This window comes from Pseudomonas tructae, assembly GCF_004214895.1.
GTDB lineage: Bacteria > Pseudomonadota > Gammaproteobacteria > Pseudomonadales > Pseudomonadaceae > Aquipseudomonas > Aquipseudomonas tructae.
This window is the reverse complement of sequence record NZ_CP035952.1, coordinates 5,568,593-5,595,232: the sequence shown is the minus strand read 5'-3', so window position 1 is coordinate 5,595,232 and position 26,640 is coordinate 5,568,593. Positions and strand designations below refer to the sequence as shown.

Here is a 26,640-nt window from a genome sequence, read left to right as displayed (position 1 = left end):
GCGATAGGATGTGACAGACACAACGCTATCGCGGGGCAAGCCCGCTCCCACAGGTTCACTCCGTGCCGATTGCAATTCGTGTGGGAGTTTCCCATGTTGAACACCCTTATCCCCATCCTCCTGTTCGCCGCCCTGGGCCTTGCCGCCTTTGGCGCGCTGCGGCGCGTGCGGATGTGGCGCCAGGGCCGGCCGTCGAAGGTCGACCTGCTCGGCGGTCTGCTGGCCATGCCACGGCGCTACATGGTCGACCTGCACCACGTGGTCGCCCGCGACAAGTACATGGCCAATACCCACGTGGCCACGGCTGGCGGATTCGTGCTGGCGGCGGTGCTGGCGATCCTGGTGCATGGTTTTGGCCTGCATAACAGGATCCTTGGGTTTGCCTTGCTGTTCGCCACCGTGCTGATGTTTGCCGGTGCACTGTTCGTCTATAAACGCCGCCTCAATCCGCCGTCGCGGCTGTCAAAAGGCCCGTGGATGCGCCTGCCGAAAAGCCTGCTGGTGTTTGCCGCAAGTTTCTTCATTGCCACCTTGCCGGTGGCCGGGATTCTGCCCGAGGGCTTCGGTGGCTGGCTGCTGGTCGCGTTGCTGGGGGTTGGTGTGCTGTGGGGCGTGTCCGAGCTGTTCTTCGGCATGACCTGGGGCGGGCCGATGAAGCACGCCTTCGCCGGTGCCCTGCACCTGGCCTGGCACCGGCGTGCCGAGCGCTTCGGCGGTGGCCGTTCGACCGGGCTCAAACCGATCGATCTGGAAGACCCGCAAGCGCTGCTGGGCGTGGAAAAACCGAAGGATTTTACCTGGAACCAGTTGCTCGGTTTTGATGCCTGCGTGCAGTGCGGCAAGTGCGAGGCTGCCTGTCCGGCCTTTGCCGCCGGCCAGCCGCTGAACCCGAAAAAACTCATCCAGGACATGGTCGTCGGCCTGGCCGGCGGCACCGATGCCAAGTTTGCCGGTAGCCCGTACCCTGGTAAGCCGATTGGTGAACACGGCGGCAACCCGCACCAGCCGATCGTCAACGGCCTGGTGGATGCCGAGACGCTGTGGTCGTGCACCACTTGCCGTGCTTGTGTCGAGGAATGCCCGATGATGATCGAGCACGTCGATGCCATCGTCGACATGCGCAGGCACCTGACCCTGGAAAAAGGCGCGACGCCGAACAAGGGCGCCGAGGTCCTGGACAACCTGATCGCCACCGACAACCCCGGCGGCTTTGCCCCGGGCGGGCGGATGAACTGGGCGGCGGACCTCAACCTCAATCTGCTCGGCGACATCAAGAGCGCCGAGGTGCTGTTCTGGGTCGGTGATGGTGCCTTCGACATGCGTAACCAACGCACCCTGCGCGCTTTCGTCAAAGTGCTCAAAGCCGCACAGGTGGATTTTGCCGTGCTCGGCCTGGAAGAGCGCGACAGCGGCGATGTGGCCCGGCGCCTGGGTGATGAGGCGACCTTCCAGCAACTGGCCAGGCGCAACATCCAGACCCTGGCCAAGTACAGCTTCAAGCGCATCGTCACCTGCGATCCGCACAGCTTCCACGTGCTCAAGAACGAATACGGCGCCTTCGGCGGCGACTACCTGGTGCAGCACCACAGCACATACATCGCCGAGCTGATTGGCGCAGGTGCGCTCAACCTGGGCCAGCACAAGGGCGGCAGCGTGACCTATCACGACCCCTGCTACCTGGGCCGCTACAACGGTGAGTACGAGGCGCCGCGCGAGGTGTTGCGCGCGCTTGGTATCGAGGTCAGGGAGATGCAACGCTCGGGCTTTCGCTCGCGCTGCTGTGGCGGCGGTGGCGGTGCGCCGATTACCGACATTCCCGGCAAGCAACGTATCCCCGACATGCGCATGGACGACATTCGCGAAACCGCCGCCGAACTGGTGGCCGTGGGTTGTCCACAGTGCACGGCGATGCTCGAAGGCGTGGTCGAGCCGCGTCCATTGATCAAGGACCTGGCAGAGCTGGTTGCCGACGCCATTCTCGAAGAACCGGCTCCGGCGAGCAAACCCGCCCCGGCAAAGCGTGAACCTGCGGAGGTGCACTGATGAGCGACATTATTCGCCGTGATCCGCGCGCCGAGTGGATCGCCCGCAACCGCCTGCATCCATTGCATGCGGCCATGCAGCAGGGCCAGCAACACAGCTGGATGGGGCCCAACGGCATCATTCGCAAGAACCCCCACGGGGTTGGCTTCATCGGCCCCAACGGGATCAAGCGCATCGATCGCAGTGGTGCCCAGCAAGGCGGTAGCAGCAAGCGCACGGCAGCGGCAGCAGTGCAGTTGCCGCTGCACCAGGTGGCGCAGCCGGCGTTCTACATTGCGGTGGTCCCGGATATGGTCGGCGGCCGCCTGGGCAGTCATGACCGCGACCTGCTGGGCCTGGCCCGAGGCCTTGCCGGCAGCGACGGTGCGGTGCTGGCGGTGGTGTTTGGCGAACACAAGGAGAGCAACTTTTCCACCGCTGGCGTCGATCGCCTGCTGGTGATAGAAGGCGATGAGTTCGCAGGGTATGCACCCGAGCAACTGGTGCAGGGCCTGCGCGCTGTGGATAACCAATACAACCCACGTCACTGGCTGCTTCCAGACAGCCGTACGGGGGGCGGTGAGCTGGGCCGGCGCTTTGCTGCAGCCATTGGCGAACGCCCGGCGACCAGGGTCTGGCAGGTCAAGGATGGGCAATGCAGCGGCCGTGCCGGCGCTGGCCAGCAGGACCTGATCCGCGGCCTGCCTCGGTTGATTCTGGCGGCTGCCGAATGTGCAGAGCCGGTCAGCGAAACCCGCCACGAAGCCTTGCCGGTGCAGTTATCCACAAGCGCAGCACGTAGCTTGTCGCGCATTGAAGACCTTGGCCCGGTGGCTGTCGACCCGGCAGCCATCGCCATGGCCGAGGCCGAATTCATCGTCTCGGGCGGCAATGGGGTCAAGGACTGGGCGCTGTTCCACCGCGCCACCGTCGCCCTGGGCGCTACCGAAGGCGCCTCGCGGGTGGCGGTGGACGACGGCTTCATGCCGCGCAACCGCCAGGTTGGCGCTACCGGCACCTGGGTGACCGCACGGGTTTACCTGGCTGTGGGTATCTCCGGGGCGATCCAGCACCTGCAGGGCATCGGTGCCTGCGACAAGGTAGTGGCGATCAACATGGACCCGGGCTGCGACATGATCAAGCGTGCTGACCTGTCGGTGATTGGCGACAGTGCGGCGATTCTCCAGGCACTGATCGAGGCTGTGGAAAACTACCGCAACGACGCCAAGCGCGATGCGGCCTAAGGGCAGGGGATAACTATGCACACCAAGGTCATCAGTCTGGTTTCAATCGGTGCCCACCCCAGCTCCGGCCGCACCCGCCGTGCCGAGCAGGATGCCCGGGCGGTGGAACTGGGCCTGCAGCTGGCTGGGGATAACTTGCAGGTGCTGCACGCCGGCGACCCGCAGGAGCCGGCTTTGCGGGCCTACCTGGGCATGGGCCTGGAGCACATTGATGTGCTGGAACAGCCACAGGGCGCCGATGCCCTGGGTGTACTGGGCGATTATCTGCGCGACGCCGGTGCACAGCTGGTGCTCACTGGCAGCCAGGCAGAAACCGGTGAAGGTTCAGGCATGCTGCCATTCCTGCTGGCCGAGCGCCTGGGCTGGCCGCTGGTGGTGGGCCTGGCTGAAGTGGAATCTATCCACAATGGTGTGGCCCAGGTGCTGCAGGCCCTGCCCCGGGGCCAGCGGCGGCGCTTGAAGGTGCGCCTGCCGTTGCTCGCCACTGTGGATAACGCTGCGCCCAAGCCGCGCCAGAGTGCGTTCGGTCCGGCGCGGCGGGGGGTATTGGCCGCGCGTCAGGTGACAATCGTCGAAGATGAGTTGTTCACAAGTGCCGAACTGCAACCGGCCAAGCCACGGCCCAAGCGCCTCAAGGTCATCAAGGCCAAGAGCGGCGCCGACCGCATGAAAGCAGCCACCGCCAAGGCCAGCGGCGGTGGTGGCCAAGTGCTCAAGGATGTGAGCCCAGAGGACGGCGCCCAAGCCATCCTCAAACTGCTGGTGGAAGAGGGCGTGTTGCGCTGACAGTTGCTCACAAAGTCTGTTGGCCGATCTGTGGATAAAGTGTTTGTGTATGGCTGGAGGGCACGCATTGCGTGCCCTTCGGCGTTATGGTCAAAAAATGATCAAGCTAAGTTGTGGATTTTATGAGGTTTTCTTCGTTAAACAGCCACGAGGTTGCCCACAATCGCTGTTGGCGGGTCTGTGGATAATATGTTTGCCCATGGCTGAGAGGCCCGTATGGCAAGGCCTGCGCAGGGTTGATCAGAAAATAGTCAATTGACACCTTTATACCTGCTCAAGCCTGGTATTTCGCTCGCTCAAGGTGTTATCCACAGTGGGTTTTTAGCGTTTCGACTTTTGCACACAAAGTCTGTTGGCGTCTTTGTGGATAAGGTGTTCGCCTTCCGCTGTGGGCCTTGTATTTAAAGGCCTGTATAGATTTGATCAAATATTGATCAATTAATTTCACTGGGAAAAACAAAGACTTGCCCACATTAGCTGTGGGCTGTCCTGTGGATAAAGTGTTTGCTGTGTGCAGGAGCCCAGTGGGGCCGGGGGATTGCGGTGGGTGGTTAAAATTTGTACAGCATCGCGGGGCAAGCCCGCGATAGGGGCCTACTGCGCAGCCACACCCTTGAGATAAGGCGCCGGCGCTGCCCCCAGGTTGTTCAAGACCCGCTCGCTGTACCAGTCGACAAAGTTCACCACCCCAAATTCATAGGTCTTCGAGTAAGGGCCAGGCTGGTAAGCGCTGGAGTTGATCCCACGCTGGTTCTCTTCCGCCAGGCGCCGGTCCTGGTCGTTGGTGGCATCCCACACCTGGCGCATGCGCGCCGGGTCGTAGTCCACGCCTTCAACCGCATCCTTGTGCACCAGCCACTTGGTGGTGACCATGGTCTCCTGGGCGCTGATTGGCCACACAGTGAAGACGATAATGTGATCACCCATGCAGTGGTTCCACGAGTGCGGCAGGTGCAGGATGCGCATCGAGCCAAGGTCGGGGTTCTTGATCCGGCCCATGAGCTTCTGGCAGCCCTGCTTGCCGTCCAGGGTCATCGATACCGTGCCCTTGAGCAGCGGCATGCGCACAATGCGGTTGCGCAGGCCGAAGCTGGCGTGGGCGTAAGGGATCTTCTCGGCATCCCAGGCCGCGGCCGAGGCGGCGACGTGGTCCTTGAACGCCTGGTCGGCGCGCGGGTCGGTGACGTCGTCCCATTCCAGCAGGGTTTTCAGCAGTTCGGGGTGCGAGCCGCTGCAGTGGTAGCACTCGCGGTTGTTTTCCAGCACCAGCTTCCAGTTGGCCTTTTCCATCAAGGTGGTTTGCACCGCCACCTTGGTGTTCTCCATGTCGTAGGGTTCCATGTAGTGGTTCAGGGTGGCGAGGAAGTCATCGATCGCCGGCGGGTTCTCGGCCAGGCTGATGAAAATGTAGCCACCGGCGGTCTTCACATTCACAGGCTTTAGCCCGTATTGCTTCATGTCGAAGTCGGCACCCATCTCGGTACCGGCGAACAGCAGGCGACCGTCCAGTTCGTAGGTCCACTGGTGGTAATGGCAGACCAGCTTTGCGACCTTGCCCTTGTCGCTGGTGCACAGGCGCGAACCGCGATGGCGGCAGACGTTGTGGAAAGCATGCACCTGGCCCTCGGCACCGCGCACCACCAGGATCGGGTTCTTGCCGATCTGCAGGGTGATGAAGTTGCCCTTGGTCGGGATTTCACAGGTCATCCCGGCGATCAGCCATTCCTTCTGGAAGATTTCCTCCATGTCGATCTGGAACAGGCGCTCGTCGCAGTAGAACGGCTGCGGCAGCGAGAAGGTCCGCTCGCGGCTCTGCAGCATCTCGGCGGTGGCCTTGCGTGCAGGTTCCAGTGGATCGCCCAGACTCAAAGTTGCGGTGACGTCCATCGTGTAGGTCCTCATGGCCAGTGCTTGTGGCCGGTGAAAGTGGCTAATCGTTGTTATGGCGACGCAAGGCTCAAGTACAGCAGGATCATTTGCGTTGGAGTGTGCGTTCGAAGTGCGCGTGAACCATATCCATGGACGACATGATCAGATCCGTTTCCGACGCCCCAGCCCCGGTAGCCGGGGGCTGGTCGCGATAAGCACGCCAATGTCGCGGATAGGTAAGTGTCGCCTGCGCGCCTTGCGCAGAATCGCAGCCATCAGGCCGCAGTCGGCCGTGGAGACGAGCATGTCCAACAGCTTCCTCAATCCGGTCAGCACCCAGACCTGGGCCAACGGCCGCCACATCGTCCGCTGCGTCAAGGTGATCCAGGAAACCTGGGATGTGCGCACCTTCTGTTTCATGGCCGACCAGCCGATCATGTTCTTCTTCAAGCCCGGCCAATTCGTCACCCTGGAGCTGGAAATCGATGGCGAGCCGATCATGCGCTCCTACACCATCTCCAGTTCACCCTCGGTGCCCTACAGCTTCTCGGTAACGATCAAGCGCGTGCCCGGCGGCAAGGTCTCCAACTGGCTGCACGACACCCTGCACGAGGGCCAGGAACTGGCGGTGCATGGGCCGGTCGGGCTGTTCAACGCCATGGATTTTCCCAGCCCCAAGGTGTTGTACCTGAGCGGCGGCGTCGGCATCACCCCGGTGATGTCCATGGCCCGCTGGTTCTATGACACCAACGGCAATGTCGACATGGTCTTCGTCCACAGTGCGCGCTCGCCCAAAGACATCATCTATCACCGCGAGCTTGAGCACATGGCCTCGCGGATCGACAACTTCAGCCTGCACATCATTTGCGAGAAGCATGGCCTGGGCGAGCCCTGGGCGGGCTACCGAGGCTACCTGAACCAGAAGCTGATGGAGTTGATCGCCCCGGACTACCTGGAGCGGGAGATCTTTTGCTGTGGCCCGACGCCGTACATGAACGCGGTCAAGCGCCTGCTCGAAAGCAGTGGCTACGACATGAGCCGCTACCATGAAGAGTCGTTCGGTGCGACGCCCGCCGAGGTCAAGGCCGATGCCGTCGAGCACGCCGAACAGGCTGCCGAAGCTGCCGAGCTCGATGCCAGCGACCTGCACCAGGTGGAATTCACCGCCACCGGCAAGAGCATCCGCGTGGCCCCGGGCGAGACCGTGCACGCGGCAGCGGCCAAGCTCGGTCTGATGATCCCCAAGGCCTGCGGCATGGGCATCTGCGGTACCTGCAAGGTGCTCAAGCTGGGCGGCGAGGTGGAGATGGAGCACAACGGCGGCATCACCGATGAAGATGTGGCGGAGGGTTACATTCTGTCTTGTTGCAGTGTGCCGAAAGGGGATGTGCGGATCGAGTACTAGTGCTGCACAGGCCGCCGTAGAGCTCTGGGCGGCGATCTTCGTGCACATGGTTATGCTCGCTGATCCATTTGTTGTCGGCCTCGGCCAGATCGATATCGGTGATCAGCAGTTGATCTTCGGGATTGCTGCTGGCGCCGGCCAGGGGGTACCCGTCGGCGTCGACGATGGTTGAGCCGCCCACCCAGTCCACGCCCCGCTCGTGGCCGTGACGATCACAACTGGCGATGAACATGCGGTTGACTGCAGCCGCTGCTTGCACGCGGACGATCTCGGCCGGCCGCTCGCCTGCCGGGCGCCCCAGGTCCGGCCAGTTGACCGGGGCACAAAGCAGTTGGGCACCGCCGAGGGCCGCCAGACGAACCCATTCAGGCAGTTCCAGGTCGTAGCAGATCATCAGGCCGATCCGGCCTTTGGCAGTGCGCACGATGGGAGGCGGTTGATTGCCGGGGGTGAAGATGAGTTTTTCCTGATCCCACAGATGGGCTTTGCGATAGAGGGAAATCAAGCCGCGGGGGTCGATCAACACGGCGCTGTTGGCGACTTCGTAAGGCGACAGGTATTCGCAGAACCCGCCAACGACGATGATGTCGAGCGCACGGGCACGCTCGTACCAGCCGAGCAATGTTTCGCCGTACAGACCCTCGGCAACACTCAAGGCCTCTTCGCGGTCATGGAACACGTAGCCGCTTTGCATCAGCTCTGGCAGCACCACCAGTTCGGCGTCCGCGTCCGCAGCTGCCTGGATAGCGGCATTGGAGATATTTCGGTTGTGCGTCACATCAGCAACTTTTGGTGCAACTTGGGCACAAGCGATTCGTAAAGGTAGTGATGAGTCGCGCATGTCTGCTCTCCTGAAAGTCATGATATGTGGGAATAATAAAATTTGCGTCAACTGGTATTTCTGCTAGTTCAAAAACCTGCTATTTGATTACCAAACGCTCTAATTAGCTGTGTTCTATGATTCTATGCTGTGGCTCTTGGATACTTGTTCATCTGGAGCCTTGTATGTCCGCAATCCCTTCACGCATCTTATCCGCCCAACGTGTCCTGGATAATCAGGTACGCGCCCTGATTCCCGACTTTCCTTTCGACTATGGTCAATACCTGATGGATAAGGGGCAGGCGCCACTTGGCCGTATTCAACCGCAATACCATGGCCGGCAGGTGCTGGTGGTTGGCGCGGGAGTGGCCGGCCTGGTTGCTGCCTACGAGGCGATGCGCATGGGCCTGCACCCGGTGGTGGTGGATGCCAGCGGGCGAGTTGGCGGGCGTTTGTTTTCCAGCCCGGTTGACGGTGGTGTGCCGTTCGAGCGAGGCGCCATGCGCTTTCCTTTGTCTGGACAAGCGCTTATGCATTACTTCGGCAAAGTTGGCATGCTCGAAAATAGCGAGGACTTCCCCAATCCCGGAAGTGCTGCTGCCGTGAGTACGGTGGTTGATTATGCCGATGAGAAGTTTTACTACGAGGTGGGTAACAATAACTTTCCCAGGCCGCCGGCGTTTGAAAACATCGAAATCAAATTTTTCGAGGAGTTTCTGGAACAGGCACCTATCCATTTTTTGGAAATGGAACAGGCAATGTCTGCGGGCACAATCGATCAGGCCAAGATCAAACGCTTATGGAATACCATTTTGACGGAAGGCTGGGACAACCTCAGCTTTCATGCCGCGATGGTCGAGCAGGCGCGTTGGTCCGACGAGGACATCAACCTGTTCGGTCAGATCGGTTTTGGCACCGGTGGCTGGAACACCGACTTCCCCAATTGCTTCCTGGAAGTGCTGCGTGTTTTGTATACAGGGCTCGACATCAACCATCTGTTGATGCGCGATGGTGCCGATCAACTGCCGCAACGGCTGTGGGAACGGACAGCAAGGAGCTTTGGTGACGAGCAAGCGGGCGACTGGGCTGAGGAGCCAACGGTTGAGAAACTGAGCATAGCCGCCCTGGGTGGTAAAAACCCTCTGCGTCAGGAAGTGCGACAGATTCAGCGAGTTACTAATAACCAGTTTGAGGTGCTGATCCATGACCTGGATAGCGGTGTTGATCATCGCCAGTTGTTTTCTGCTGTGGTCTACACCCCCCATGTACGAGTCCTCGACAAGTTCCGCTACATGAATGGCGCCGAAGGGCTAGAGGCAAGCCGCTCGCTACTGACCCAGCCCCAGTGGGAAGCAGTGATGTATACCCACTACATGCAGTCGGCCAAGGTCTTCGCCGCAACTGATGAGCCGTTCTGGACTAGGCGCGGGGAGGATGGCAGGCAGTTGATGAGCATTACCCTGTCTGACCGACTGACCCGCGGCACTTATCTGGTCGACTACAGCCGCAGCACTGGGGCGTACAAAGGCAGTGGGATCTTCCTGTCGTACACCTGGAATGACGACAGCCTGAAGTTTCTTGGCGATCGCCAAGGCCGCCTGCCGCAACATGGTGAGCTGTGTACGGCCTTGCTTGATCAGGTGTATCCCGGTCTGGACCTGACCTCGCATTTTGCGGTGGCTGACCCCTTTGTAGAGATCAACTGGGAAGACGAGCCTTTCTACCTTGGGGCTTTCAAGATGAACCTGCCGGGACAATACGAGTATCAGCGGTTGCTGTTCAGCCAGTTCAAGGAGGGCAGTGACGGCACGGCAGTGGATGGCTTCATCCTGGCTGGAGACGATGTCTCCTGGACCGGCGGCTGGGCGGAGGGGGCTGTAACCACGGCCTTGAATGCAGTGGACAAATTGGTCATGCGTTACAACAACGGTTTCTACCAGACAGGTGGCCCCATCGAGCAATGGGACCACCTCAAGCCGGCCGTACTGGCCGATCTGCCGCTTAAACGCTGAAACGCGCCACCAGGCTGCTCAGGTCCACCGCCAGGCGCGACAGCTCGGCGCTGGCCGCGCTGGTCTGGTGGGCGCCGGTGGCCGACTGCACCGACAGGTCGTTGATGTTGACCAGGTTGCGGTCCACTTCCCGGGCAACCTGCGCCTGCTCTTCGGCGGCGCTGGCGATTACCAGGTTGCGCTCGTTGATTTCGGCCACCGCGCCGGTGATGGTTTCCAGCGCCAGGCCCGCACCACGGGCGATGTTCAGGGTCGACTCGGCGCGTTCGGTGCTGTTGCGCATGGAGTTGACCGCCTGCTCGGTACCGCCCTGGATGCTGCCGATCATCCGTTCGATTTCGCTGGTCGACTGCTGGGTGCGGTGGGCCAGGGCGCGGACTTCATCAGCCACCACGGCAAAGCCACGACCGGCTTCACCGGCGCGGGCCGCTTCGATGGCAGCGTTGAGCGCCAGCAGGTTGGTCTGGTCGGCCAGGCCGCGAATTACGTCGAGCACCTTGCCGATGTCCCGCGATTCTTCGGCCAGGTTGCCGATCAGTTCGGCGGTGCCCTGTACATCAGTGCTCATGCGCTCGATGGCGCTGACGGTTTCCAGCACCAGGTCACGGCCATCGCCGGCCGAACGGGTGGCTTCTTTCGAGGCTTCGGAAGTGCTTACGGCGTTACGTGCGACTTCTTCCACGGCGCTGGTCATCTCGGTGACGGCGGTGGCGGCCTGTTCGATTTCGTTGTTCTGCTGCTGCAGGCCACGGGCGCTTTCGTCGGTGACGCTGTTGAGCTCTTCAGCCGCCGAGGCCAGTTGGGTGGCGGAGCCGGAAATCTGCTGCAGGGTGTCGCGCAGCTTGTTCTGCATCTTGGCCATGGCCTTGAGCAGGCGTGCGGCTTCGTCCTGGCCTTCGGCCTGGATGCTGCGGGTCAGGTCGCCTTCAGCGATGCGTTCGGCAGCCTGCAGGGCTTCCTCGATCGGCTTGACGATACTGCGGGTCAGCAGTAGGGCACAGATCAGGGTCAGGGCGGTGGCGGCCAGTAGCAGGCCGATGACCAGAGCGACAGCGTTGCCATACTGCTCGGCGGCGGTACGGTTGATCTCGCTGGTTTGCGTGGTGTTGATGCCGATCAGTTGCTCCATGACGCTGTTGATCTGCTCGGAGCTGTCGAGCATGTCGCGGTTGATCAGGTTGCGCAGCGTCTCCAGGTCATTGCTCTGCGACGCCAGGCGCATGCGGTTTTCCAGCTGACGGTACTGCCCCAGCAACTGTACGTACTGGTTGTAGGCTGCGCGTTCCTGGTTACCGGTGATTACTGTCTCATAGGTCCGGCGCGCGTCGTCGATCTGCTGGTTGCGCTGGTCGATCAGCGTGAGGGTAGCCTGCAGGGTGCCGGCTTCACGGTTGAGCAGCAGACGATAGGACAGGGTGCGCAGGCGCAGGGTCAACTGGGTCAACTGGTCAAGGTTGGTGATGCTTGGCACCGTTGAGTTTTCGATGGTTTCGCCGGCCTGGCGAATCTTGCTCATCTGGTTCAGGGCGAACAAACCCAGGGCCAGCATCAGTGCACCGATCAGGGCAAACCCCAGGAGTGCACGCGGAGCGATGTTCATGTTGCGTAGGGACATGGTGGTATCCAGGAAGGGGAAAGGGCACGTGATCCGTGCGACTGATTCAGGTCTGCCATGCCTATCGGTCGGCCGCGTGAAGACTTGAGAGGGCAAAGATGAAATTGCGAGATAGCGCTCTTTTTTCCTGACCGATGGCACCCACCACGGGGAACCGGACCCTGATTCCTGGGTCAATCTGCACCAGGCCGACGCGTCTAAACCCGATATCCCTGGCGAGCACGCGGACTTTTCTTTATCGTGTCCGCCCCCTGAAACACCCCGAGAAGGCAATCATGATGGAAACTTCCCTTAGTCAACTGGAGCAACTGGTCAGCGACCTGGTGCAGAAGAATCAGGAACTGACCGAGCGCAACGCGCAGATCAGCGCGGAACTGGCCCAGGCCAAAGATGAAAACGACAGCCTGCAATTGAGCCTGCTGGAGCAGGAAGAAAAGCAGGGCGCCACCGCTGCACGCATCCAGGCCCTGGTTGAACGTGCCAGCGCCGGTGCCGTGAACGCATGAGAACCTCAGCGCAGCCGATCAGTGTCGTGTCGATCCTGGGCAGCGACTATTCGATCAAGGCCCCCGAAGGCCAGGAGCAGGCGCTGGCGCAAGCGGTGCAGATGCTCAATGCCTCATTGGCCGACACCAAGCGTAAATACCCCACCCTGATCGGTGACAAGCTGCTGGTACTGGCAGCCCTCAACCTGTGCTCGCAGCAGATCGATCTGCAACAGCAGCACCAGCAGGCCCTCGACCGTTACCAAGAGCAAGTCAACGCCACGGTCGATGTGATTGCCCGGACCATCAGCAACAGCTGATCGCTTCCAACCCTCGTCATACCTTTTGCCAGCTCACTACCTTCGGGAGGGTGGGCCGGCATTGCTGTGGATCACTGTAATTATTGTATTTTCTGTTGTATACAATTGGCCTGTCTCTTGCACTACAGAGCTTATTTACCCAGGGGAAATACATGCAGTTCTGGCGGCGCAGTATCCAGTGGCAATTGATCGCAAGCATGGGCGCAGCGCTGTTGCTGAGCATTCTGATCGTGGTCGGCATCTACAGTGTGGCGGTCAATCGCCTGACCGAGCGTTACCTGGTCGACACCGCCTTGCCGGCGAGTATTGAGGCGATTCGTAACGACATCGAACGTATGCTTGGCCGTCCGCTGACGGCGGCGGCCGATATCGCCAACAACACCTTGCTGCGTGATTGGCTGGCAGCGGGTGAAGACAGTGCCCAGGCGCCGCAATTCATCGAGTACCTGGAAGCCTTGCGCCAACAGAACCATGCCTTTACCGCACTGTTTGCCGCCACGGCGAGCAACCACTACTACAACGAGAAGGGCCTGGATCGCACCCTCAGCCGCAGCAATCCGGCGGACAAGTGGTTCTTTGGCTTTATCGACAGTGGCAACCCGCGCTTGCTGAACATCGACACCGATGGCAGCACGGGCGAGCTGGCGTTGTTCATCGACTACCGGGTGGAGAAGGCCGGGCAATTGGTGGGTATCGCCGGCCTTGGCCTGCGCATGACCGAACTGTCCGAACTGATCCACAACTTCAGTTTTGGTGAGCGCGGGCGGGTGATGCTGGTGCGTGGCGATGGTTTGATCCAGGTGCATCCGCAAGCCGAATTCAGTGGCAAGCGCCAGTTGGCCGAGCAGATTGGCAGCGAGGCTGCCAAGCTGGTCCTGAGCCGGGAGCAGGGCCTGCACAGCAGCCGCTTCGAGCGTGATGGCGAGAGTTACCTGGCCCTCAGCCTGCCGTTGCGTGACCTGAACTGGACGCTGGTCGCCGAGGTGCCAGAAGCCCAGATCTACGCCCAGGTGCGCGAGACCGTCTGGCTGACCAGCCTGATTGGTGCGGCGGTCGCGCTGGTGTCGCTGTTGCTGGTGGTGCTGCTGGCACGCGGCATCGTGCGGCCGATCCGGCGTGTGACCGAGGCTTTGATGATGATTGGCAATGGCGGTGGCGACCTGACCCAGCGCCTGGATGAACACCGTGCTGATGAGTTGGGCGACCTCGCCCGTGGTTTCAACCGCTTTCTTGACAGTCAGCGTGACCTGATAGGTGACGTGCTTAACACTAGCGAATGCCTGCGTGCGTCGGTGGCGCAAGTGTCACAAGTGGTGGATAACACCGCCGAACGTTCCGGCCGTCAGCAGGAAATGACCGAAATGGTCGCCACAGCCGTGCATGAGATGGGCCTGACCGTACAGGACATCGCCCAGAATGCTGGCAATGCCGCAGTTGCATCGCAGACCGCGCGCAGCGAAGCGCTACAAGCCCGGGAGGTTGTGCGTCGCTCGATTAGCCATATCGAGGGCATGTCTGCCGAGATTGGCCAGGCGGCCAGCGCGGTGGGCGAGCTGGCCACGGAAGTGGCATCGATTGATGAAGTGCTTGCAGTGATCCGCAGCATTTCCGAGCAAACCAACCTCTTGGCACTTAACGCGGCCATCGAGGCGGCGCGAGCAGGGGAGATGGGTCGCGGATTTGCGGTGGTTGCCGATGAAGTCCGGACCCTGGCGCGGCGCACCCAGGTGTCCACCGATCAAGTGCAGCAGATGATCCTGCGCCTCAAGCAGGGCGCCGGCAGTGCGGTGGCGTCGATGCAGGCCGGGCAGGCGGCGACGGGGACGGGGGTGGCGTCGACCCAGCAGACAGGTGCATCGCTGGGCACCATTACCGATCAGGTCGAGCACATCAGTGACATGAACCATCAAGTGGCGACGGCGACGGAAGAGCAGTCGGCGGTTACCGAGGAGATCAACCGTACAGTGCAGGGTATTTCCGATCTGGCGCGGGAGACGGCGGCAGATGTGCAAGGCTGTCGCCAGGAGTGTCAGGCATTGCGCGGGTTGGCCGATGATCTGGCGCGGCAGATGGGAGGGTTTCGCCTTTGAATTTATCGCGGGGCAAGCCCGCTCCCACATCGCCGGTGGGAGCGGGCTTGCCCCGCGATAGGGCCCTCAAGCCCCCATTACAGCGCGGATATCCGCTGCCAGCTCACGCACCCGCGCCTCTTCGGTATCCCACGAGCACATGAACCGCGCGCCGCCGCTGCCGATGAAGGTGTAAAAACGCCAGCCCTTGTTACGCAAGGCTTCCAGCGCCGGTTCCGACATCTGCAGGAACACCCCGTTGGCTTGCACCGGGAACATCAGCTCGACCCCTGGCACATGGCTTACCAGCTCGCTGAGCAGTTGTGCGCAGCGGTTGGCATGTTTGGCGTGGCGCAGCCAGGCGCCGTCTTCGAGCAGGCCGACCCAGGGGGCCGAGAGGAAGCGCATCTTCGAGGCCAGTTGCCCGGCCTGTTTGCAGCGGTAGTCGAAGTCTTCCGCCAGCTCGCGGTTGAAGAACAGGATCGCCTCGCCCACCGCCATGCCGTTCTTGGTACCGCCAAAGCACAGCACATCGACCCCGGACTTCCAGGTCAGCTCGGCCGGCGTGCAGCCCAGAAAGGCGCAGGCATTGCTGAAGCGCGCGCCGTCCATGTGCAGGTTCAGGCCCAGCTCCTTGCAGGTGGCGCTGATCGCCTTGAGCTCGTCGGGGCGATAGACGCTGCCCACTTCGGTGGCCTGGGTGATGGTGACTACGCGGGGTTTGGGGTAGTGGATATCCTGGCGCTTGAGCGCCACTTCACGGATCGACTCGGGGGTCAGCTTGCCGGCTTCGCTGCGTGCGGTAAGCAATTTGGAGCCGTTGGAGAAGAACTCCGGCGCGCCGCACTCGTCGGTCTCGACGTGGGCGGTCTCCGAGCAGATCACGCTGTGATAGCTCTGGCACAGGGACGACAACGCCAACGAGTTGGCCGCAGTGCCGTTGAAGGCGAAGAACACTTCGCAGTCGGTTTCGAACAGTTTGCGGAAGTATTCCGAAGCGCGTGCCGTCCATTGGTCGTCGCCGTAGGCGCGCTCATGACCCTGGTTGGCCTTTTCCATGGCGGCCCAGGCTTCTGGGCAGATACCTGAGTAGTTGTCGCTGGCGAATTGCTGGCTTTGATCTGTCATGACACTGTCCTGTGAACGACGCAGGTGAGCACTGTAAACAAGATTTCTGAAGTCGCCTATACCAAGCATCGCGGGGTAAGTCCGTTCCTACAGAACCTTATAGGAGCGGGCTTACCCCGCGATGAGGCTGCATGTCGTAAACGCACCTTTGCAAGGCGTGCGTAGGCATCTGGGCTGTCTGTGCCAGTCATACCATCGCTCAAAAGGGCAATTGCCTGACAAGACCGATGCCGCTGCCGGGAGAGACTGCGATGTTCAGCAAGCAAGACCAGATCCAGGGTTACGACGATGCACTGCTGGCGGCAATCAATGCCGAAGAGCAACGTCAGGAAGATCACATCGAGCTGATCGCCTCGGAAAACTACACCAGCAAGCGTGTCATGCAGGCCCAGGGCAGCGGTCTGACCAACAAATACGCCGAAGGTTACCCGGGCAAGCGCTACTACGGTGGTTGCGAGCATGTGGATAAAGTCGAGCAACTGGCTATCGATCGCGCCAAGCAGCTGTTCGGTGCCGACTACGCCAACGTCCAGCCGCACTCCGGCTCCTCGGCCAACAGCGCGGTGTACCTGGCCCTGCTGCAGGCTGGCGACACTATCCTGGGGATGAGCCTGGCCCACGGCGGCCACCTGACCCACGGTGCCAAGGTGTCGTCCTCGGGCAAGCTGTACAACGCCGTGCAGTACGGTATCGACACCAAAACCGGTCTGATCGACTACGACGAGGTCGAGCGCCTGGCGGTTGAGAGCAAGCCGAAGATGATCGTTGCCGGGTTTTCGGCCTACTCGAAAACCCTTGATTTCCCACGCTTTCGTCAGATTGCCGACAAGGTCGGCGCCTACCTGTTCGTCGACATGGCCCACGTTGCCGGCCTGGTCGCCGCTGGCCTGTACCCGAATCCGCTGCCGTACGCCGACGTGGTCACCACCACCACGCACAAGACCCTGCGCGGCCCGCGCGGCGGCCTGATCCTGGCGCGCGGCAACGAAGAGATCGAGAAGAAGCTCAACGCAGCGGTGTTCCCCGGCGCCCAGGGCGGCCCGCTGATGCATGTGATCGCGGCCAAGGCCGTGTGCTTCAAGGAAGCGCTGGAGCCGGGCTTCAAGACTTATCAACAGCAGGTGATCGACAACGCCCAGGCCATGGCCAAAGTGTTCATCGAGCGTGGCTACGACGTGGTTTCCGGCGGCACCGACAACCACCTGTTCCTGGTCAGCCTGATCCGCCAGGGCCTGACCGGCAAAGACGCCGACGCCGCCCTGGGCCGCGCCCACATCACCGTCAACAAGAACGCCGTGCCCAACGATCCGCAGTCGCCGTTCGTCACCTCCGGCCTGCGCATCGGCACCCCGGCGGTCACCAGCCGCGGCTTCAAGGTCAGCCAGTGCGTGGAGCTGGCCGGCTGGATCTGCGACATCCTCGACAACCTCGGCGATGCCGATGTCGAGGCCGATGTGGCGAAGAACGTGTCGGCACTCTGTGCAGATTTTCCGGTTTACCGCTGAGTGGTCCAGGAGTAAAGACTATGCAACGTTACTCAGGCTTCGGCCTCTTCAAGCACTCGCTCAGCCACCACGAAAACTGGCAGCGCATGTGGCGCACGCCGACCCCGAAAAAAGTCTATGACGTGGTCATCGTCGGCGGTGGCGGCCATGGCCTGGCCACCGCCTACTACCTGGCCAAGGAGCACGGCATCACCAACGTGGCCGTGGTCGAGAAGGGCTGGCTGGGTGGCGGCAACACCGCGCGCAACACCACCATCGTGCGCTCCAACTACCTGTGGGACGAGTCGGCGCACCTGTACGAGCACGCCATGAAGCTCTGGGAAGGGCTGTCTCAAGACATCAACTACAACGTGATGTTCTCCCAGCGCGGTGTCTACAACCTCTGCCACACCCTGCAGGACATTCGCGATTCTGAGCGTCGGGTCAGCGCCAACCGCCTCAATGGCGTGGATGGTGAGTTGCTCAATGCCCAGCAGGTAGCAGATGAAATCCCCTACCTGGACTGCTCGAAAAACACCCGCTACCCCATCCTCGGTGCCACCGTGCAACGGCGTGGCGGTGTTGCCCGTCACGACGCCGTGGCCTGGGGCTTTGCCCGCGCTGCCGACGCCCTGGGCGTGGACCTGATCCAGCAGACCGAAGTGATCGGCTTTCGCAAGGAAAACGGCGTGGTCATCGGCGTCGAGACCAACAAGGGCTTTATCGGCGCCAAGCGCGTGGGCGTGGTCACCGCCGGCAACTCCGGGCACATGGCCAAGCTCGCCGGTTTCCGCCTGCCGATCGAATCGCATCCGCTGCAGGCGTTGGTGTCCGAGCCGCTCAAGCCGATCATCGACAGCGTGATTATGTCCAACGCCGTGCACGGCTATATCAGCCAGTCGGACAAGGGCGATCTGGTCATTGGTGCCGGTATCGATGGCTGGGTCGGCTACGGCCAGCGCGGCTCGTATCCGGTCATCGAGCATACCCTGCAGGCCATCGTCGAAATGTTCCCGATCCTCTCCAGGGTGCGCATGAACCGCCAGTGGGGCGGGATCGTCGACACCACGCCAGACGCCTGCCCGATCATCTCCAAGACCCCGGTGAAGAACATGTTCTTCAACTGCGGCTGGGGCACCGGCGGCTTCAAGGCCACCCCCGGCTCGGGCAACGTCTTCGCCGCAAGCCTGGCCAAGGGCGAAATGCACCCGCTGGCCAAACCCTTTTCCATCGACCGTTTCCACAACGGTGCACTGATCGACGAACACGGCGCTGCCGCTGTCGCCCACTAACAGGAGAAATCCCCATGTTGCATATCTTCTGTCCCCACTGCGGCGAGCTGCGCTCCGAAGAGGAGTTCCACGCTGCAGGCCAGGCGCACATTCCCCGGCCGCTGGACCCCAACGCCTGCACTGACGAGGAGTGGGGCGACTACATGTTCTTTCGCGATAACCCCCGTGGCCTGCACCACGAATTGTGGATTCACGCCGCCGGCTGTCGCCAGTACTTCAACGCCACGCGTGACACGCTGACCTACGAGATTCTGGAAACCTATCCGATCGGCGCCAAGCCGCAGGTCACCGGCAAAAGCACCAGCCCGCAGTTGGCAGTCAGTGGTCAGGGAGAAAAGGTATGAGCCAGGTCTATCGCCTGTCCAACGGTGGTCGTATCGACCGCAGCAAAGTCTTGAACTTCACGTTCAACGGCCAGACCTACCAGGGTTTTGCCGGTGACACCCTGGCCGCCGCGCTGCTGGCCAACGGCGTGGATATCGTCGGGCGCAGCTTCAAGTACTCGCGCCCGCGCGGGATCATCGCCGCAGGCGCCGAAGAGCCCAATGCGATCTTGCAGATCGGTGCCACCGAAGCCACCCAGGTGCCCAACGTGCGCGCCACCCAGCAGGCGCTGTACGCCGGCCTGGTCGCTACCAGCACCAACGGCTGGCCGAACGTGAACAACGATGTCATGGGGATTCTTGGCCGGGTCGGCGGCAAGCTGATGCCGCCGGGCTTCTACTACAAGACCTTCATGTACCCGCAGTCGTTCTGGATGACCTACGAGAAGTACATCCGCAAAGCCGCAGGCCTGGGCCGTGCGCCGCTGCAGAACGATCCGGACAGCTACGACTACATGAGCCACCACTGCGATGTGCTGGTGGTGGGCGCCGGCCCCGCCGGCCTGGCTGCCGCGCTGGCGGCGGGCCGCAGTGGTGCACGGGTAATCCTTGCCGATGAGCAGGAAGAGTTTGGCGGCAGCCTGCTCGACAGCCGCGAAACCCTCGACGGCAAGCCTGCCGCCGACTGGGTCGCAGCAGTGGTGGCCGAGCTTGAAGCACTGCCGGAAGTCACCCTGCTGCCACGGGCGACGGTCAACGGCTACCACGACCATAACTTCCTCACCATTCACGAGCGCCTGACCGACCACTTGGGCGATCGCGCGCCGATCGGCCAGGTGCGCCAACGCATGCACCGGGTACGCGCCAAGCGCGTGGTGTTGGCCACCGGTGCCCATGAACGGCCACTGGTGTACGGCAACAACGATGTGCCGGGCAACATGCTCGCCGGCGCGGTGTCGACCTACGTGCGCCGTTACGGGGTCGCGCCGGGCCGCAAACTGGTGCTTTCGACCAACAACGATCATGCCTACCGCGTGGCGCTGGACTGGCACGACGCCGGCCTCAAAGTGGTCGCCGTCGCCGACGCCCGCCACAACCCTCGCGGCTCGCTGGTGGAAGAGGCGCGGGCCAAGGGCATCCGTATCCTCACCTCCAGCGCGGTGATCGAGAGCCGTGGCAGCAAGCACGTCAGCGCCGCCCGGGTCGCCGCGATCGACGTTGGTGCGCATAAAATCAGCAGCCCTGGCGAGTGGCTGGACTGCGACCTGGTGGCCACGTCCGGCGGCTACAGCCCGGTGGTGCACCTGGCTTCGCACCTGGGCGGAAAACCGATCTGGCGTGAAGACATTCTGGGGTTTGTCCCGGGTGAAGCGCCGCAAAAGCGCGTGTGCGTCGGTGGCATCAACGGTGTGTTCGCCCTCGGTGACACCCTCGCCGATGGTTTCGAAGGCGGCGTGCGTGCTGCCACCGAAGCCGGCTTCAAGGCCGTGCTGGGGGTGATCCCGAAAGTCCTGGCGCGCCAGGAAGAACCGACCGTGGCGCTGTTCCAGGTGCCCCACGACAAGAACACCGCACGGGCGCCGAAGCAATTCGTCGACCAGCAGAACGACGTCACCGCCGCAGCCATCGAACTGGCCACCCGCGAAGGCTTCGAGTCGGTCGAGCACGTCAAGCGCTACACCGCCCTGGGCTTTGGTACCGACCAGGGCAAGCTCGGCAACATCAACGGCCTGGCGATTGCCGCCCGCTCCATGGGCATCACCATCCCGGAAATGGGCACCACCATGTTCCGTCCCAACTACACGCCGGTCACCTTCGGCGCGGTGGCGGGCCGGCACTGCGGTCATTTGTTCGAGCCGGTGCGCTTTACCGCCCTGCATGCCTGGCACGTGAAGAACGGTGCCGAGTTCGAAGACGTCGGCCAGTGGAAACGCCCTTGGTACTTCCCACGCAACGGTGAAGACATTCACGCCGCCGTCGCCCGTGAGTGCAAGGCGGTGCGTGACAGCGTCGGCCTGCTCGATGCCTCGACCCTGGGCAAGATCGACATCCAGGGCCCGGATGCGCGCGAGTTCCTCAACCGTATCTACACCAACGCCTGGACTAAGCTCGACGTCGGCAAGGCGCGCTATGGCCTGATGTGCAAGGAAGACGGCATGGTCTTCGACGATGGCGTGACCGCTTGCGTCGGCGATAACCACTTCATCATGACCACCACCACCGGTGGCGCGGCGCGGGTGTTGCAGTGGCTGGAGATCTACCAGCAGACCGAATGGCCTGATTTGAAGGTGTACTTCACCTCGGTCACCGACCACTGGGCAACCCTGACCCTGTCGGGCCCCAACAGCCGCAAGCTGCTCAGCGAAGTGACCGATATCGACCTGGACAAGGACGCCTTTGCGTTCATGACCTGGAAGGAAGGTCTGGTGGGCGGTGTGCCGGCGCGGGTGTTCCGCATCTCGTTCACCGGTGAGCTGTCGTATGAGGTCAACGTCCAGGCCAACTACGCCATGGGCGTGCTGGAGAAGATCGTTGCCGCCGGCAAACAGTACAACCTGACCCCGTACGGCACTGAAACAATGCACGTACTGCGGGCCGAGAAGGGCTTCATCATCGTCGGCCAGGACACCGACGGCTCGATGACTCCGGACGACCTCAACATGGGCTGGTGTGTCGGTCGCACCAAACCGTTCTCGTGGATCGGCTGGCGCGGCATGAACCGCGAAGACTGCGTGCGCGAGAACCGCAAGCAACTGGTGGGGCTCAAACCGGTGGACCCGAACCAATGGCTGCCTGAAGGTGCGCAACTGGTGTTCGACCCCAAACAAGCGATCCCGATGGACATGGTTGGCCACGTCACTTCCAGCTACGCCAGCAACTCCTTGGGTTATTCGTTTGCCATGGGTGTGGTCAAGGGCGGGCTCAAGCGTATCGGTGATCGGGTCTACTCGCCCCAGGCCGATGGCAGCGTGATCGAGGCGCAGATCTGTTCTTCGGTGTTCTTCGATCCGAAGGGCGAGCAGCAGAACGTGTAGGAGCGGGCTCCCACAAGGTAATCGCCCTACAGAATACGAATTCAAGGCAGGTGTGTAATGAGCACGATCAACGTCTACCAGCAATGCCCTGGCAATGACGCCAAGGCTGAAACACCACTGCACCACGCCGACCTGGCCAGCCTGGTCGGCAAGGGCCGCAAGAACGCCGGGGTGACCCTGCGCGAGAAAAAGCTCCTCGGCCACCTGACCCTGCGTGGCGATGGCAAAGACCCGGCCTTTGCCGGCGGTGTGTTCAAGGCCCTGGGCCTGGAACTGCCGGTGGCCCTGACGGTGGTTGCCAATGGCGAGATGTCGCTGCAATGGCTGGGCCCGGATGAGTGGCTGCTGATTGTCCCGGGTGGCGAGGAGTTTGCCAGCGAGCAGAAACTGCGCGACGCCCTCGACGGCCTGCACATACAAATCGTCAACGTCAGCGGTGGGCAAACCCTGCTGGAACTGAGCGGCCCCAACGTGCGTGACGTGCTGATGAAATCCACCAGCTACGATGTACACCCAAACAACTTCCCGGTGGGCAAGGCAGTCGGTACGGTGTTCGCCAAGTCGCAACTGGTGATCCGCCGCACCGGTGAAGAAACCTGGGAGCTGTTGATCCGCCGCAGCTTCTCCGACTACTGGTGGCTGTGGTTGCAGGACGCCTCCGCCGAATATGGCCTGAGCATTCAGGTTTAAGGAGCAATGCCATGAGTCGCGCACCGGACACCTGGATTCTCACCGCCGACTGCCCGAGCCTGCTCGGTACAGTCGATGTGGTGACGCGTTACCTGTTCGAGCAGCACTGCTACGTCACCGAGCACCATTCGTTCGATGACCGGCTGTCCGGGCGCTTCTTCATTCGTGTGGAGTTCCGCCAGCCGGATGACTTCGACGAAGAGAGCTTTCGTGCAGGCCTGGCCGAACGGGGCGGGGTGTTCGGCATGCTGTTCGAGCTGACCGCGCCCAAGCACCGGCCGAAAGTGGTGATCATGGTCTCCAAGGCCGATCACTGCCTCAACGACCTGCTGTATCGCCAGCGTATCGGCCAGTTGAGCATGGATGTGGTGGCGGTGATATCCAACCACCCGGACCTTGAGCCCCTGGCCCACTGGCACCGTGTTCCCTATTACCACTTTGCCCTCGATCCGCATGACAAACCGGCCCAGGAGCGCAAGGTGCTGCAAGTGATCGAGGAGTCTGGCGCGGAGTTGGTGATCCTTGCCCGTTACATGCAGGTGCTGTCGCCGGAGCTGTGCCGCAAGCTCGACGGTTGGGCGATCAATATCCATCACTCGCTGCTGCCGGGTTTCAAGGGCGCCAAGCCTTATCACCAGGCCTACAACAAGGGCGTGAAGCTGGTGGGCGCCACCGCGCACTACATCAACAACGACCTCGACGAAGGGCCGATCATCGCCCAGGGTGTCGAGGCGGTGGATCACAGCCATTACCCCGAAGACCTGATTGCCAAGGGCCGCGATATCGAGTGCCTGACATTGGCGCGGGCGGTGGGGTATCACATCGAGCGGCGTGTGTTCCTCAATGCCAACAGAACAGTAGTGCTCTGACGGGCCTCATCGCGGGGCAAGCCCGCTCCCACACAGGTAGGAGCGGGCTTCAAGGCAAAAACAGATTCCAGTAACACAGCGCAGCCCCGAGGCTGCGCACTTTGCACCGCTACATAACAACAAACTTTAGCGAGGTGAAAGCATGTCTGGTAATCGTGGTGTGGTGTATCTGGGCGGCGGCAAGGTCGAGGTGCAGAAGATTGACTACCCGAAAATGCAGGACCCGCGCGGTCGCAAGATCGAGCACGGGGTGATCCTGCGGGTGGTCTCCACCAACATCTGTGGCTCCGACCAACACATGGTTCGCGGCCGTACCACTGCCCAGGTTGGCCTGGTGCTGGGCCATGAAATCACCGGCGAAGTCATCGAAAAGGGCAGGGATGTCGAGAACCTGCAGATTGGTGACCTGGTGTCGGTGCCCTTTAACGTCGCCTGTGGCCGTTGCCGTTCGTGTAAAGAGCAACACACCGGCGTCTGCCTCACCGTCAACCCGGCGCGCGCCGGTGGCGCCTATGGCTATGTCGACATGGGCGACTGGACCGGTGGCCAGGCCGAGTACGTGCTGGTGCCCTATGCCGACTTCAACCTGCTGAAGCTGCCGAACCGCGACAAGGCCATGGAGAAGATCCGCGACCTGACCTGCTTGTCGGACATTCTACCTACCGGTTACCACGGCGCGGTCACCGCAGGCGTTGGCCCGGGCAGTTCGGTCTACATTGCCGGTGCCGGTCCGGTGGGCCTGGCAGCCGCTGCCTCGGCGCGTTTGCTGGGGGCTGCGGTGGTGATTGTCGGTGACGTCAATCCGGTACGCCTGGCCCACGCCAAGGCCCAGGGTTTCGAAATCGCCGACCTGTCCCAGGACACCCCGCTGCATGAGCAGATCGCCAACTTGCTGGGCGAGCCGGAAGTCGACTGCGCGGTCGATGCGGTGGGCTTCGAAGCCCGTGGCCATGGCCATGCCGGCGCCAAGCACGAAGCCCCGGCCACCGTGCTGAACTCGTTGATGGGCGTGGTGCGGGTAGCGGGCAAGATCGGTATCCCCGGCCTGTACGTCACTGAAGACCCAGGCGCGGTGGATGCCGCGGCGAAGATCGGCAGCCTGAGCATCCGCTTTGGCTTGGGCTGGGCCAAGTCGCACAGCTTCCACACCGGGCAAACGCCGGTGATGAAGTACAACCGCCAACTGATGCAGGCGATCATGTGGGACCGGATCAACATCGCCGAGGTGGTGGGCGTGCAGGTCATCAGCCTGGATCAGGCGCCGGAAGGTTATGGCGAGTTCGATGCCGGTGTGCCGAAGAAATTCGTGATCGATCCGCACAAGCTGTTTAGCGCGGCCTAAAACATCGCGGGGCAAGCCCGCTCCCACAGACTTTGTGGGAGCGGGCTTGCCCCGCGATAGGGTTCACAACCAAACCGCATCCCAGTGCGGATAATCCCCAAGCTTCTTCACCAACCCGGCCCGCAGCGGGTTGGCCACCACATAGCGCGCTACTGCACATACATTCTCTTCCCGGCGTAACGCATGGTCATGGTACCCAGGCTGCCACACCCTGCCTTGCAGGGTGCCGAGCTTGTACAGCGCACAACGGCTGCGTGATTTGAAGCGGCGCATCAGGCAGGCCAGTGAACCCTGTTGCAATTCGAACAACCAATGCACGTGATCCGGCATCACTACCCAGGCCAAGGTACGAGCGGCGCCTTCAAGCTGTGCCTGGCGGAACTGCCTGGGGATGCAACGTGCGGCGTGGAAATTATCGAATATGGGTACTCGGTCGCGGGTAATGCTGGTCAGCAGGTACAGGCGGCCGGGTTCGGAGAAACGACCGCGGCGCAGGCGATGTGAGGCGGGACTGTCCATGTCTTGGCTCCTTGGGTGGTGAGTATTCAAGGTAGGTGCCGGACAGTAAGGACACAGCGGTGGATTGGGTCTTGATGTTGCCAACGCGAAGCAATGGACACTCGGTGGGAGCGGGCTTGCCCCGCGATAGCGGTCTGTCAGTCACGTCGCTTCGCGGGGCAAGCCCGCTCCCACCTGGGTAAGTGGTGGTGTTGCTTCTGGATGTTTCCAGGCTGGTTAATTTTTGTCCTAGGAAATAACCTACGCAGTCTGTCGATGCCATTCTGATTGCTCTTGGAAACTCGGCCTTCTAGGCTCACCGGGTCGCTGTAGGTTCAGCGATCGGGTGTGGAAACCTGAGCAGTTCGAATGGGTTGTCTTTATGGCAGCTGTGCGCGGGAGGCCGTTTGGCCTGCCGGGCTTACCTATTCGCTCGGTTTTCCACCCTGCGTGCAGCTGCCACCCTTAGTGTGGAAACGACAGGGTGCGGCCTAGGTGCAGATGGCCAGGGGCAATGTAGGAGCGGGCTTGCCCCGCGATAGCGGTCTGTCAGTCACATCGCTTCGCGGGGCAAGCCCGCTCCCACAGAGATCGCGCAAGCTTTTTAGATTTTCATCAAGACAGTTGCTCCCACCAGGTGGACAGCGGAACAATCCCCGGCCATCAGGGTCCAAACCTCGTTTTCCCTGCCTTAACGGCTGACGAGGTATTTCGATGAAACGTTTCGCACTGGTCACCCTGATGACCCTGGCCGCCACCCCGGTGTTCGCAGGCTTCAACCTCAATGATGCGGCCAACGTCTACAATGCCGCCAAGGGCAACAGCGGCGATGCCTCGGTGCAGGCCCCAGCCGCGTCGGCCAATTTGCTCAATACCCTCGGCACCGAACTCAAAGTGACCCCCGAACAAGCCATCGGCGGCACCGGCGCTCTGCTGGGCCTGGCCAGGAACCAGCTCAGCAGTGGCGATTACGAGCAACTGAGCAAAGCTGTCCCCGGCCTCGACCTGCTCTCCGGCGAGAAGGCCCTGGGCGGTTTGAGCGGCTTGGGCGCGCTGCTGGGCAAGAGCGATCAGTCTTCGGCCCTGAGCAATGCCCTGGGTAATGTCAAAGACAGCAACGACCTGAACAACGCCTTTAGTGCGCTGGGCATGGACACCGGCATGATCGGCCAGTTCGCCCCGTTGATCTTGCAGTATCTGGGCCAGCAAGGCGTTGGCGGCTCACTGCTGCAGAGCCTGGGCAGCCTGTGGGGCACCGGCACTGGCGTGCCTTCGGTTTAAGGCAGGTATTTGCGTGGGCGGGGTGGTGTGCTATATGTCCCGCCCCGTTTT

The 26,640-nt window shown here is 61.9% G+C and carries 21 protein-coding genes and 1 pseudogene; 17 read left to right on the top strand and 5 right to left on the bottom strand.

Annotated features, from left to right (window positions below):
- Window positions 1–93 precede the first annotated feature (93 nt).
- The 3 genes from dgcB to etfB are packed head-to-tail and all read left to right on the top strand — an operon-like array spanning window position 94 to window position 4,052.
- Entirely contained in the window at window positions 94–2,043 is a 1,950-nt protein-coding gene (gene dgcB / locus EXN22_RS25715) for a dimethylglycine demethylation protein DgcB (RefSeq protein WP_130266664.1), read from the top strand.
- A complete protein-coding gene (gene etfA, locus EXN22_RS25710) occupies window positions 2,043–3,266 on the top strand; it encodes an electron transfer flavoprotein subunit alpha (protein ID WP_130266663.1) in 1,224 nt (407 codons plus the stop codon). Before dgcB ends, etfA begins: the two co-directional genes overlap by 1 nt.
- 15 nt (window positions 3,267–3,281) lie before the next feature.
- The gene (etfB, locus tag EXN22_RS25705) at window positions 3,282–4,052 is read left to right on the top strand and encodes an electron transfer flavoprotein subunit beta (RefSeq protein WP_130266662.1); all 771 of its coding nucleotides are present in this window, start codon (window positions 3,282–3,284) and stop codon (window positions 4,050–4,052) included.
- Window positions 4,053–4,646: 594 nt separating this feature from the next.
- Here etfB and gbcA read toward each other — a convergent pair.
- Window positions 4,647–5,939, bottom strand: coding sequence for a glycine-betaine demethylase subunit GbcA (gene gbcA / locus EXN22_RS25700; RefSeq protein WP_130266661.1), 1,293 nt, complete (start codon window positions 5,937–5,939; stop codon window positions 4,647–4,649).
- A gap of 286 nt (window positions 5,940–6,225) precedes the next feature.
- Between gbcA and gbcB the strand changes: the two genes are divergently transcribed.
- On the top strand, window positions 6,226–7,326 hold the full coding sequence (gene gbcB / locus EXN22_RS25690; protein ID WP_130266660.1) for a glycine-betaine demethylase subunit GbcB: 1,101 nt from the start codon (window positions 6,226–6,228) through the stop codon (window positions 7,324–7,326).
- On the opposite strand, the gene EXN22_RS25685 is transcribed toward gbcB, so the two are convergent.
- Window positions 7,247–8,167 (bottom strand): nitrilase-related carbon-nitrogen hydrolase, encoded by a 921-nt coding sequence (locus EXN22_RS25685; protein ID WP_130266659.1) that lies wholly within the window; start codon window positions 8,165–8,167, stop codon window positions 7,247–7,249. The two genes, gbcB and EXN22_RS25685, sit on opposite strands and share 80 nt — an antisense overlap.
- Before the next feature lie 164 nt (window positions 8,168–8,331).
- Between EXN22_RS25685 and EXN22_RS25680 the strand changes: the two genes are divergently transcribed.
- Window positions 8,332–10,158, top strand: a complete 1,827-nt coding sequence (locus EXN22_RS25680; RefSeq protein ID WP_130266658.1) for a flavin monoamine oxidase family protein — start codon at window positions 8,332–8,334, stop codon at window positions 10,156–10,158.
- Here EXN22_RS25680 and EXN22_RS25675 read toward each other — a convergent pair.
- Window positions 10,148–11,773 carry a methyl-accepting chemotaxis protein gene (locus tag EXN22_RS25675; RefSeq protein WP_130266657.1) on the bottom strand — a complete coding sequence of 542 codons (1,626 nt, stop codon included), beginning with the start codon at window positions 11,771–11,773 and terminating at the stop codon, window positions 10,148–10,150. The genes EXN22_RS25680 and EXN22_RS25675 overlap by 11 nt on opposite strands.
- A gap of 275 nt (window positions 11,774–12,048) precedes the next feature.
- On the opposite strand from EXN22_RS25675, the gene EXN22_RS25670 reads away from it, so the two are divergent.
- The 4 genes and pseudogenes from EXN22_RS25670 to EXN22_RS26780 all read left to right on the top strand — a co-directional run bounded on the left by EXN22_RS25670 (window position 12,049) and on the right by EXN22_RS26780 (window position 14,668).
- Entirely contained in the window at window positions 12,049–12,279 is a 231-nt protein-coding gene (locus tag EXN22_RS25670; RefSeq protein WP_130266656.1) for a hypothetical protein, read from the top strand.
- Complete coding sequence (locus tag EXN22_RS25665; protein WP_130266655.1) at window positions 12,276–12,578, top strand: cell division protein ZapA; 303 nt, start codon at window positions 12,276–12,278, stop codon at window positions 12,576–12,578. The genes EXN22_RS25670 and EXN22_RS25665 overlap by 4 nt, the downstream gene beginning before the upstream one ends.
- A 152-nt stretch (window positions 12,579–12,730) precedes the next feature.
- Window positions 12,731–13,759 (top strand): annotated as a pseudogene (locus EXN22_RS26785) (PDC sensor domain-containing protein); the annotation flags it as partial.
- Between the two features lie 171 nt (window positions 13,760–13,930).
- Window positions 13,931–14,668: a methyl-accepting chemotaxis protein gene (locus tag EXN22_RS26780; protein WP_407691986.1), complete on the top strand. Its 738-nt coding sequence runs from the start codon at window positions 13,931–13,933 to the stop codon at window positions 14,666–14,668.
- 66 nt (window positions 14,669–14,734) lie between these two features.
- On the opposite strand, the gene EXN22_RS25655 is transcribed toward EXN22_RS26780, so the two are convergent.
- Window positions 14,735–15,775, bottom strand: a complete 1,041-nt coding sequence (locus tag EXN22_RS25655) for a threonine aldolase family protein (protein ID WP_130266653.1) — start codon at window positions 15,773–15,775, stop codon at window positions 14,735–14,737.
- 251 nt (window positions 15,776–16,026) lie between these two features.
- Here EXN22_RS25655 and glyA point away from each other — a divergent pair, with 251 nt between their 5' ends.
- From glyA to fdhA, 7 genes are all read left to right on the top strand, one after another.
- Entirely contained in the window at window positions 16,027–17,280 is a 1,254-nt protein-coding gene (gene glyA / locus EXN22_RS25650) for a serine hydroxymethyltransferase (protein WP_130266652.1), read from the top strand.
- Between the two features lie 20 nt (window positions 17,281–17,300).
- On the top strand, window positions 17,301–18,551 hold the full coding sequence (locus EXN22_RS25645; RefSeq protein ID WP_130266651.1) for a sarcosine oxidase subunit beta family protein: 1,251 nt from the start codon (window positions 17,301–17,303) through the stop codon (window positions 18,549–18,551).
- 14 nt (window positions 18,552–18,565) lie between these two features.
- The gene (locus EXN22_RS25640; RefSeq protein ID WP_130266650.1) at window positions 18,566–18,895 is read left to right on the top strand and encodes a sarcosine oxidase subunit delta; all 330 of its coding nucleotides are present in this window, start codon (window positions 18,566–18,568) and stop codon (window positions 18,893–18,895) included.
- On the top strand, window positions 18,892–21,909 hold the full coding sequence (locus EXN22_RS25635) for a sarcosine oxidase subunit alpha (protein WP_130266649.1): 3,018 nt from the start codon (window positions 18,892–18,894) through the stop codon (window positions 21,907–21,909). Before EXN22_RS25640 ends, EXN22_RS25635 begins: the two co-directional genes overlap by 4 nt.
- A gap of 57 nt (window positions 21,910–21,966) precedes the next feature.
- The gene (locus EXN22_RS25630; protein ID WP_130266648.1) at window positions 21,967–22,599 is read left to right on the top strand and encodes a sarcosine oxidase subunit gamma; all 633 of its coding nucleotides are present in this window, start codon (window positions 21,967–21,969) and stop codon (window positions 22,597–22,599) included.
- An 11-nt stretch (window positions 22,600–22,610) separates the two neighbouring features.
- A complete protein-coding gene (gene purU / locus EXN22_RS25625) occupies window positions 22,611–23,468 on the top strand; it encodes a formyltetrahydrofolate deformylase (protein ID WP_130266647.1) in 858 nt (285 codons plus the stop codon).
- A gap of 142 nt (window positions 23,469–23,610) precedes the next feature.
- Complete coding sequence (fdhA, locus tag EXN22_RS25620) at window positions 23,611–24,810, top strand: formaldehyde dehydrogenase, glutathione-independent (protein WP_038998331.1); 1,200 nt, start codon at window positions 23,611–23,613, stop codon at window positions 24,808–24,810.
- Window positions 24,811–24,873: 63 nt separating this feature from the next.
- Here fdhA and EXN22_RS25615 read toward each other — a convergent pair whose 3' ends face one another.
- Window positions 24,874–25,329: an REP-associated tyrosine transposase gene (locus EXN22_RS25615; RefSeq protein ID WP_130266646.1), complete on the bottom strand. Its 456-nt coding sequence runs from the start codon at window positions 25,327–25,329 to the stop codon at window positions 24,874–24,876.
- 693 nt (window positions 25,330–26,022) lie between these two features.
- On the opposite strand from EXN22_RS25615, the gene EXN22_RS25610 reads away from it, so the two are divergent.
- Window positions 26,023–26,589 carry a DUF2780 domain-containing protein gene (locus EXN22_RS25610; protein ID WP_130266645.1) on the top strand — a complete coding sequence of 189 codons (567 nt, stop codon included), beginning with the start codon at window positions 26,023–26,025 and terminating at the stop codon, window positions 26,587–26,589.
- Window positions 26,590–26,640: the final 51 nt, after the last annotated feature.

What these genes read in the sequence shown, in the direction of transcription:
- gbcB (WP_130266660.1), top strand. Translation starts at nt 6,226, where the DNA reads ATGTCCAACAGCTTCCTCAATCCGGTCAGCACCCAGACCTGGGCCAAC.
- dgcB (WP_130266664.1), top strand. Translation starts at nt 94, where the DNA reads ATGTTGAACACCCTTATCCCCATCCTCCTGTTCGCCGCCCTGGGCCTT.
- EXN22_RS25635 (WP_130266649.1), top strand. Translation starts at nt 18,892, where the DNA reads ATGAGCCAGGTCTATCGCCTGTCCAACGGTGGTCGTATCGACCGCAGC.
- EXN22_RS25615 (WP_130266646.1), bottom strand. Translation starts at nt 25,329, where the DNA reads ATGGACAGTCCCGCCTCACATCGCCTGCGCCGCGGTCGTTTCTCCGAA.
- EXN22_RS25610 (WP_130266645.1), top strand. Translation starts at nt 26,023, where the DNA reads ATGAAACGTTTCGCACTGGTCACCCTGATGACCCTGGCCGCCACCCCG.
- gbcA (WP_130266661.1), bottom strand. Translation starts at nt 5,939, where the DNA reads ATGGACGTCACCGCAACTTTGAGTCTGGGCGATCCACTGGAACCTGCA.
- EXN22_RS25675 (WP_130266657.1), bottom strand. Translation starts at nt 11,773, where the DNA reads ATGTCCCTACGCAACATGAACATCGCTCCGCGTGCACTCCTGGGGTTT.
- EXN22_RS25665 (WP_130266655.1), top strand. Translation starts at nt 12,276, where the DNA reads ATGAGAACCTCAGCGCAGCCGATCAGTGTCGTGTCGATCCTGGGCAGC.
- EXN22_RS25680 (WP_130266658.1), top strand. Translation starts at nt 8,332, where the DNA reads ATGTCCGCAATCCCTTCACGCATCTTATCCGCCCAACGTGTCCTGGAT.
- EXN22_RS25640 (WP_130266650.1), top strand. Translation starts at nt 18,566, where the DNA reads ATGTTGCATATCTTCTGTCCCCACTGCGGCGAGCTGCGCTCCGAAGAG.
- etfB (WP_130266662.1), top strand. Translation starts at nt 3,282, where the DNA reads ATGCACACCAAGGTCATCAGTCTGGTTTCAATCGGTGCCCACCCCAGC.
- fdhA (WP_038998331.1), top strand. Translation starts at nt 23,611, where the DNA reads ATGTCTGGTAATCGTGGTGTGGTGTATCTGGGCGGCGGCAAGGTCGAG.
- etfA (WP_130266663.1), top strand. Translation starts at nt 2,043, where the DNA reads ATGAGCGACATTATTCGCCGTGATCCGCGCGCCGAGTGGATCGCCCGC.
- EXN22_RS26780 (WP_407691986.1), top strand. Translation starts at nt 13,931, where the DNA reads ATGACCGAAATGGTCGCCACAGCCGTGCATGAGATGGGCCTGACCGTA.
- purU (WP_130266647.1), top strand. Translation starts at nt 22,611, where the DNA reads ATGAGTCGCGCACCGGACACCTGGATTCTCACCGCCGACTGCCCGAGC.
- EXN22_RS25670 (WP_130266656.1), top strand. Translation starts at nt 12,049, where the DNA reads ATGATGGAAACTTCCCTTAGTCAACTGGAGCAACTGGTCAGCGACCTG.
- EXN22_RS25645 (WP_130266651.1), top strand. Translation starts at nt 17,301, where the DNA reads ATGCAACGTTACTCAGGCTTCGGCCTCTTCAAGCACTCGCTCAGCCAC.
- EXN22_RS25630 (WP_130266648.1), top strand. Translation starts at nt 21,967, where the DNA reads ATGAGCACGATCAACGTCTACCAGCAATGCCCTGGCAATGACGCCAAG.
- EXN22_RS25685 (WP_130266659.1), bottom strand. Translation starts at nt 8,167, where the DNA reads ATGCGCGACTCATCACTACCTTTACGAATCGCTTGTGCCCAAGTTGCA.
- glyA (WP_130266652.1), top strand. Translation starts at nt 16,027, where the DNA reads ATGTTCAGCAAGCAAGACCAGATCCAGGGTTACGACGATGCACTGCTG.
- EXN22_RS25655 (WP_130266653.1), bottom strand. Translation starts at nt 15,775, where the DNA reads ATGACAGATCAAAGCCAGCAATTCGCCAGCGACAACTACTCAGGTATC.